Source organism: Erwinia plantamica (assembly GCF_043420595.1).
Classification (GTDB): Bacteria; Pseudomonadota; Gammaproteobacteria; order Enterobacterales; family Enterobacteriaceae; genus Erwinia; species Erwinia aeris.
Genome location: NZ_JBGCUC010000033.1, coordinates 20,414 through 27,457, shown reverse-complemented (window position 1 = coordinate 27,457; position 7,044 = coordinate 20,414). Strand labels below are relative to the sequence as shown.

Here is a 7,044-nt window from a genome sequence, read left to right as displayed (position 1 = left end):
CTACGTTAATCAGTGTGGAAAACTGATCTGTCATTTTCCGTTTGAGTGGGAAAAAAGCACGATCGATAGCCGTTTTTCATGGCTGAAAACCGGCAGTGAAGAGCATGATCCGATGACGGAAGAAGATTATGCAAAATTCAAGGCTCATGCCGAAGCGTTGTGTTTTGATTCAGGAGCATTCAGTAGTGGAAGGTTATGGCATTTTGAACCAAAGACATTTATTGAACATTTGAGGAATTGTAGTTGGATGAGTCTTGATGAGTTAGCTTCTACATTTCCGAAGTATTTATTTTACTCATCAAGCGGCAACCCAAGAACTGCTCAAAAGCAGCCTGCAAGCGTGTATTCAATAAATCATGCCCATGCTAAAAGTAGAATTGAGTCACATTATGACTCTTTGAATTTAAGTATTAGAAAATATATTGGAGGCGATAAGAAAAGAATGTCATTCTTCTTACCCCAGACATTACTAGAAACTGCGCAGTGGAGAGATTTAGGTGGCAGTAGAAGGTTATTACATGAGTGGGGGTTTGGTCGTTATAACTCAGTGAATCCAGCCACGGAGTATTATACTGTTTTTTATGGTAGAGGGATCATGCAACTTACATGGGCTGGACTGTATAAAACCTACGGTGAATACCGAAGTTTTCCAAACCACTCAGGCTCATATACTGATAGATTACACCCTGATGCCCCTCGGCTTACTGCAGTCTCAACTCATTATACAGCCCATCCCGATGATGGTGGTACTTTGTTCCGATGGTCTCCAAGATTTGATCCCGATATTGTGGCTGAAGATTCATACAACGCTTGTGATTCAGGTGGCTTTTATTGGGCTTCAAAAGTCTATAAACACAAAATGTCAATAAATAGAGTCGCAGATGAAGATTTTACTGCGGACAATGTTGGATTAATTAATCGTTTGGTTAATGGAGGGGCAAATGGATACTATGAAAGGCAAGCGTACTCAAAATTTATAGGACTTTATTTGATGGATGAAGTAAATACTAACACCACGGTCAGCGTAAGTCCTACTGGAAAGTCTCGCATTGTTGTGGACTTAACAAAATCATAAAGGTATTACTATGAAATATGCTTTTTTCTTTTTTTTCATTTTTACCAAAATTGCATTTGGTTGTGATAATAATATTTTAGATATTAATAGTGAAAAAAATATTTCTGCAAAGGTTTTTCTGAAAGATAATGATTCGTTGGAAGTATCAGTTTTAGAAGCCGGCAAGCAGGTTAATCTAGAAAATGTTGATGTGTCATCGGAGAAAAAAAATCACATTACATTTGAAGATTACAATCGTGATGGCTATAAAGATTTTAGTGTTTGGCATCTGGATGAGGGGATGGGCACTTATAAAATCTATAGATTATTTGTCTTTTCCCCTGCTGACAAAAAGTTCAAAGAGATAAAGCCTACATGCGGCGATGACTTTGTTAACGTAAGGATTGAAGGTCATGATTTAATTAATATGATTTATGACGATAACACTCCAAGGTCATGCACCACCCCCCCTTAAAAGTCTTAAATAACTGCTTTCGATATGTAAGCGTGAGAGATAGAGTTAAAAAAATATTTAATTGAAAAAGCATATCAATCGTTGAAGCCTGGGTGAAAATAAAATTCATAGTCATTAGAACATCCCTGAAAGGATGTACGCACAGGGCGTAATGTTATGGAAAAGGTTTACATGTCATTCATTATCGGTTTCAATTCTTTCTCTATAGCTTCTGTTCTTGCTGCTAATGCAGGAGTTGTATCTGCAACCAGAGCCCTGTCATCTGATTCAAGTGCCAACATTTCTTCATCATCCAGTTTTGATGCATACAATATGCATTTTAGTGACTTTAAATACCCTGCATTGTCTGATGATGAGTATTTCAAAAAAAATCACCAATATCGGAGTGGACTTGTCTGTATTCTGGTGAATTATTTTAAGCAGGATATGATGTACAGCAAGTGAACAATAAGGGGGGCAGTGTTAGTGGCGCTGATAATAAATTTGTTTATGATTAAAAAATAAGGAATGGAGATCCATTTCGGATGCTACATATGTGAATAATGGGAAGGGAAATCATCTATCTCTATTGCAGTTTAAAAGCAAGGATGCATCTGTTTTATGGCTGTTAATACCATGACGAAACCTAAAGATGGAACGCCAGACCAGAGTGTTTATTTTTGTTTGATACATAAAAATAATGCCCTATGTGGTTCTGGTGTTAATTCTTCGGATGACAAAGGTGAAGATCTATCTAAAGAAAAATTGAAATTGCTTAAGAGCATTTCATTTGATGGTGACTAACCTTAGTTGAATTTTAGAAATTTTGAAGTATGAGAGTATAAATGCCGTATTCCCTTAAACATCTTCCTGAATGTTATCTTCGACCAGTTCCACCAAAAGCATCTCGTTGGTTTGCTGTCCTGGTTGCGATGTTGGTCATTAGCGTGATCCTTATGCGGATATTCGGACGATACATCGATAATAGCCACTTCTGGATGTTTGCCATTGGCACGCCATTCGTTGTGTGGATTGTAACTTTCGGTTTTCGTATGTGGATCTGGTCATTACAGGACAGTAAAGCGAATGGTTTTGACCAGCGTCGGGAGCAATGGATCCTGAGTGAGACCCGTAGGGCTCGTCGTGCGCTTCAAGTGTTGAATACGACATTTATTACAGCCCATCAGGAAGACGAACAGCGTTATGTCGCTGTTGATATGCTTAATAATAACAGCATTATCATTTCGCAGTCGGACTGGAAAGGCGAAAAAAGCATGAGGCTGAGCCGTATTACGGCAGAACCAGAAGATACCCCTGGATTGGTCATCTCACGTCTGTTCTCTAAACTCATTGCTGATCTTCCAGTTCACCAGTTTCCGGAGAACGCTTCGCTTGCTGTCATCCTCGATATCTCGTCATCTCTGTCATTCCCTGCTGTCAGAGATATCTGGCAGGAAGCCTGGCAGGAGAGTGGCCTAACCTGCGCTGTTGAATATGTAGATAGCAATGGGCTGGAGGTAGTCAACCACTGGCTGGATCACCGCATTAAAGATAAAGCCATGTTATTGATTGTTGGCCTCCAGATTGACCCGGTTGTTTCAAACAATACTGCTGAAGCAGCCGTTGCTCTGCTTCTTGGCAACCGCCTGACCCAGGAGGCGCTCGAGCCTCTCGCGTTGCTGCACCGGCCGGATCCTGCTCCATCAGGTGAACTGCGCGAGGGGATGAACATGGCCGCCTGGAACGTCCCGCTCAAAGAAAATATCGTGAAAAATTTATGGCTTGCCGGTCTTACGGGTAAGCAGCGCGCAGAGGTTATCGAGTGCCAGAATGCTCACCCTGCGCAGTCTGTAGAGGACGAAGCCGTCATTTCGCTCGATATATCCATGGGACATGCCGGAGCCGCAGCACCCTGGCTGGCTATCGCTGCCGCCACTGAAATTGCCCGACAAGCTCAGTCACCACAGATGATTATCTGCGGAGATACCACACAGAATGTGCTGTGGAGCACACTCATTACCCCGATTGCTTCCCGACAGGAGATGGATCCGTGAAGCTACCTTTAGCACCGAAGACTACGGAAGGCCGCTATCTTGCTGTCGCATTGATTTTCTTTTTGCTGCTAGCCGTTATGACGTTCATGGTCTGGAAGCATCCGGATATTGCCGGGATTGAAGACGGTAGTCAGCAGCAAATTTACTGGCTTATCGCTGGCGGATGTATTTCAGGCTGTGCCCTAATCGTATCAGTGGTGCTTCTGGCGGCAGTACGTAGTGCCGGTAAGCAGGAGTTTAATGCGCTTGTCGACAATACCAACGGTGATGATGAGAAAAAGAAACGGGAAAATGATAAAGCGCCTGTTCATCCTGCGGTGACCATGTGTGACAGGATTCGGGGGCATCTCCGCTCCCGTATTGGCCTTTACTGGCGCCATAAAACCCGCCTGTTGCTGATTACCGGTGACGAAGCTGCGATTGAACAGCTGGTACCCGGGCTGCAACAGCAGCAGTGGCTTGAAGGCAACCGTACCGTGCTGATTTACGGCGGGAGCCTGACTACTGAACCGGACAAGGAAAAATACACCGCGCTACGCAAACTGCGTCGCGGACGGCCACTGGACGGTATTGTTCGAGTGATGCCACAGTCGTTTAACCTGACACCACAGATAAGCGATAACGATTTGCGTGCACTGGAAAAAATCAGTGGACTGCTCCGTTATTCCGCCCCGGTCTGGCTGTGGCAACTGTGCGACAGCAAGTGGTCGCAGGCAAAACGCACTGAACAGACGGTAGGTGCCAGTTTCCCGCTGCGTGCTAAGCCTGACGAAATTACCCGCCAGCTTGAGCTGATGCTTCCGGCCCTGCGAACGCAGGGGATGAGTCAGGTCGCTGAGAACAACGGCCACGACTTCCTGCTGCGCCTGGGCCAGCACCTCAAAGACGGCGGTATCGCCCGCTGGACTCAGCAACTGGTGCCATGGCTGGCAGCCTCCCAACAGCGCGTTCCGCTGCGTGGCCTGATGTTTAGCCTGCCGGAGAATAAACCCGCCGCTATCGCAGGAGAAACAGCCGGTGCTGCAGCTGCCAACGCTGAGAAATATATCCCGGAATCACAACGCCATGCGCTGACCCTGCCGGTGACCTGGCAGGGGATCGTTGATGACTGTACCCGCGTGCGTGGCCGCCGTGTCGGTATGGCGCGGGAACAGACGCTGGCCTGGACACTGATGGCCATTATCGGTGTCTGGGGGGCGGGGACGTTGCTGTCGTTTGCGGTCAACCGTCTGCAGATTGTCTCTGTGGCGCAGCAGGCGCATGCTCTGGTGGAGCATTCTTCCGTATCGGATTACCAGCTGACGGCTCTGCATATGCTGCGTAATGACGCCGGCCGCCTGCAGCAGCATATTGAGGATGGTGCCCCTTGGTACCAGCGCTTCGGTCTTGACCATAACCAGCAACTGCTCGATGCGTTGCTGCCCTGGTACGGTGTGGCAAACAACCGCCTGATACGTGACCCGGCGAACGAGGCGCTTACGCAAAAGCTCAGCGCGCTGGCAGGCTCTGTACCCGGCAGCGACCAGCGGGCACAGCTGGCGAAGCCGGGCTATGACCAACTGAAAGCCTGGTTAATGATGGCCCGTCCGGATAAAGTCGACGGCGCGTATTACGCCCAGACCATGAAAGCCGTGCAGCCGACGCGGATGGGCATTTCAACCGGCCTTTGGCAAAGCCTGTCGCCGGACTTGTGGGCCTTCTACATCACCGAACTGCCTGAGCAACCACAGTGGAAAATCAGGCCGGATGCGCAGCTGGTGAGTCAGAGCCGCCAGGTGCTGTTGCAGCAAATTGGACGGCGTAACGCCGAAAGCACCCTGTATGAGAACATGCTCAAATCGGTGCGTCGTAACTTTGCCGATGTGTCTCTGGAAGACATGACCAGCGGTACCGATGCGCGGCGACTGTTCACCACCGAGGAAGTGGTGCCAGGCATGTTTACCCGCCAGGCGTGGGAAGGGGGCATCCAGCAGGCTATCGCAAAGGCCGCAAATTCCCGCCGGGATGAAATTGACTGGGTGTTGAGCGATTCCCATAAGGCCATATCAGCTGACCTGTCACCGGAAGCCCTGAAAGCGCGTCTGACGCAACGCTACTTCACCGACTTTGCCGGCAGCTGGCTGAGCTTTCTCAACAGCCTGCGACTTAACCAGGCAAACAACATTGCTGACGTTACCGACCAGCTGACGCTGATGAGTGATGTCCGGCAGTCGCCACTGATTGCCCTGATGAATACCCTCGCCTGGCAGGGGCAGACCGGCCAGCAAAGCGAAAGTCTTTCGGATTCCATCATCAAATCGGCTAAAGATCTCGTAGGTAGAAAAGATAAACCCGCGATTGAGCAGTCTGCGTCAGGGCCGCAGGGGCCGCTGGATGAAACCTTTGGCCCACTGCTTCAGCTTCTGGGTAAAAATAAAGGCAGTAACGTCATGTCGGCTGACACCTCCCTGAGCCTGCAGACGTATCTGACCCGTATCACCCGCGTGCGTCTGCGACTGCAACAGGTGGCCAGCGCCTCAGATCCGCAGGCGATGATGCAGATCCTGGCGCAGACCGTATTCCAGGGCAAAAGCGTGGATCTGACAGACACTCAGCAATACGGCAGTCTGATTTCGGCAAGCCTTGGCGAAGAGTGGAGTGGTTTTGGCAACACGATGTTTGTGCAGCCGCTGACCCAGGCCTGGGAGACTGTGCTTCAGCCGTCGGCAGCCAGTCTGAATGATAAATGGAGCCGCTCGGTTGTCGCGAACTGGCAAACTGCTTTTGACGGGCGTTTCCCGTTTGCGGCCAGCAAAAGTGATGCTTCTTTACCCATGATGGCTGAATTTGTGCGTAAGGACAGCGGGCGTATAGAGCGCTTCCTGACCACGGAACTCAGCGGTGTGTTGCACAAAGAGGGCAGCCAGTGGGTACCGGATAAGGTCAACAGCCAGGGGCTTACCTTTAACCCGGCCTTCCTGCGGGCCATTAACCAGCTGAGCCAGCTGTCAGACATTCTGTTCACCGATGGCAGTCAGGGCATCCGCTTTGAGTTGCAGGCGCGTCCTGTACCACAGGTGGTGGAAACTCAGCTGACTATTGATGGACAAAAGCTGCACTACTTCAACCAGATGGCCGACTGGCAAAGCTTCCGCTGGCCGGGAGACACTTACAAGCCGGGGACTATGCTGACCTGGATCACGGTCAATGCCGGAACGCGTCTGTTCGGGGATTACAGCGGGGCCTGGGGCTTTATTCGCTGGCTGGATCAGGGCAAGCGCCAGCAGCTTAACCGTAGCCAGTGGATGATGAGTTTCACCGCGCCAGATGGTCGCACGCTGCAGTGGGTACTGCGTTCACAACTTGGAAAAGGTCCGCTGGCGCTACTGGATCTGCACGGTTTCACGTTACCGGATCAGATATTCAGTGTCGACAGCGCGGCTACCGCTCAGGCGCTGATGGCCAATACCGGAAACAGTGACATGGATGAAGTCGAATAATAA

General features: G+C 49.2%; 5 protein-coding genes and 1 pseudogene. All 6 read left to right on the top strand.

What is annotated here, in order from left to right:
• Positions 1 to 1,075: pseudogene (locus AB3U87_RS21755) on the top strand (M23 family metallopeptidase); the annotation flags it as partial.
• A gap of 10 nt (positions 1,076 to 1,085) precedes the next feature.
• Positions 1,086 to 1,529: an XAC2610-related protein gene (locus AB3U87_RS21750; RefSeq protein ID WP_394150473.1), complete on the top strand. Its 444-nt coding sequence runs from the start codon at positions 1,086 to 1,088 to the stop codon at positions 1,527 to 1,529.
• Positions 1,530 to 1,685: 156 nt separating this feature from the next.
• Positions 1,686 to 1,973: a hypothetical protein gene (locus AB3U87_RS21745; protein WP_253459605.1), complete on the top strand. Its 288-nt coding sequence runs from the start codon at positions 1,686 to 1,688 to the stop codon at positions 1,971 to 1,973.
• A 156-nt stretch (positions 1,974 to 2,129) separates the two neighbouring features.
• Positions 2,130 to 2,312, top strand: coding sequence for a hypothetical protein (locus AB3U87_RS21740; RefSeq protein WP_394150471.1), 183 nt, complete (start codon positions 2,130 to 2,132; stop codon positions 2,310 to 2,312).
• Positions 2,313 to 2,353: 41 nt separating this feature from the next.
• Complete coding sequence (locus AB3U87_RS21735) at positions 2,354 to 3,562, top strand: hypothetical protein (RefSeq protein WP_394150469.1); 1,209 nt, start codon at positions 2,354 to 2,356, stop codon at positions 3,560 to 3,562.
• Positions 3,559 to 7,041, top strand: coding sequence for an ImcF-related family protein (locus tag AB3U87_RS21730; RefSeq protein WP_394150467.1), 3,483 nt, complete (start codon positions 3,559 to 3,561; stop codon positions 7,039 to 7,041). Before AB3U87_RS21735 ends, AB3U87_RS21730 begins: the two co-directional genes overlap by 4 nt.
• Positions 7,042 to 7,044: the final 3 nt, after the last annotated feature.

Coding starts and splice junctions, on each gene's coding strand:
- AB3U87_RS21750 (WP_394150473.1), top strand. CDS start 1,086: ATGAAATATGCTTTTTTCTTTTTTTTCATTTTTACCAAAATTGCATTT.
- AB3U87_RS21745 (WP_253459605.1), top strand. CDS start 1,686: ATGGAAAAGGTTTACATGTCATTCATTATCGGTTTCAATTCTTTCTCT.
- AB3U87_RS21740 (WP_394150471.1), top strand. CDS start 2,130: ATGGCTGTTAATACCATGACGAAACCTAAAGATGGAACGCCAGACCAG.
- AB3U87_RS21735 (WP_394150469.1), top strand. CDS start 2,354: ATGCCGTATTCCCTTAAACATCTTCCTGAATGTTATCTTCGACCAGTT.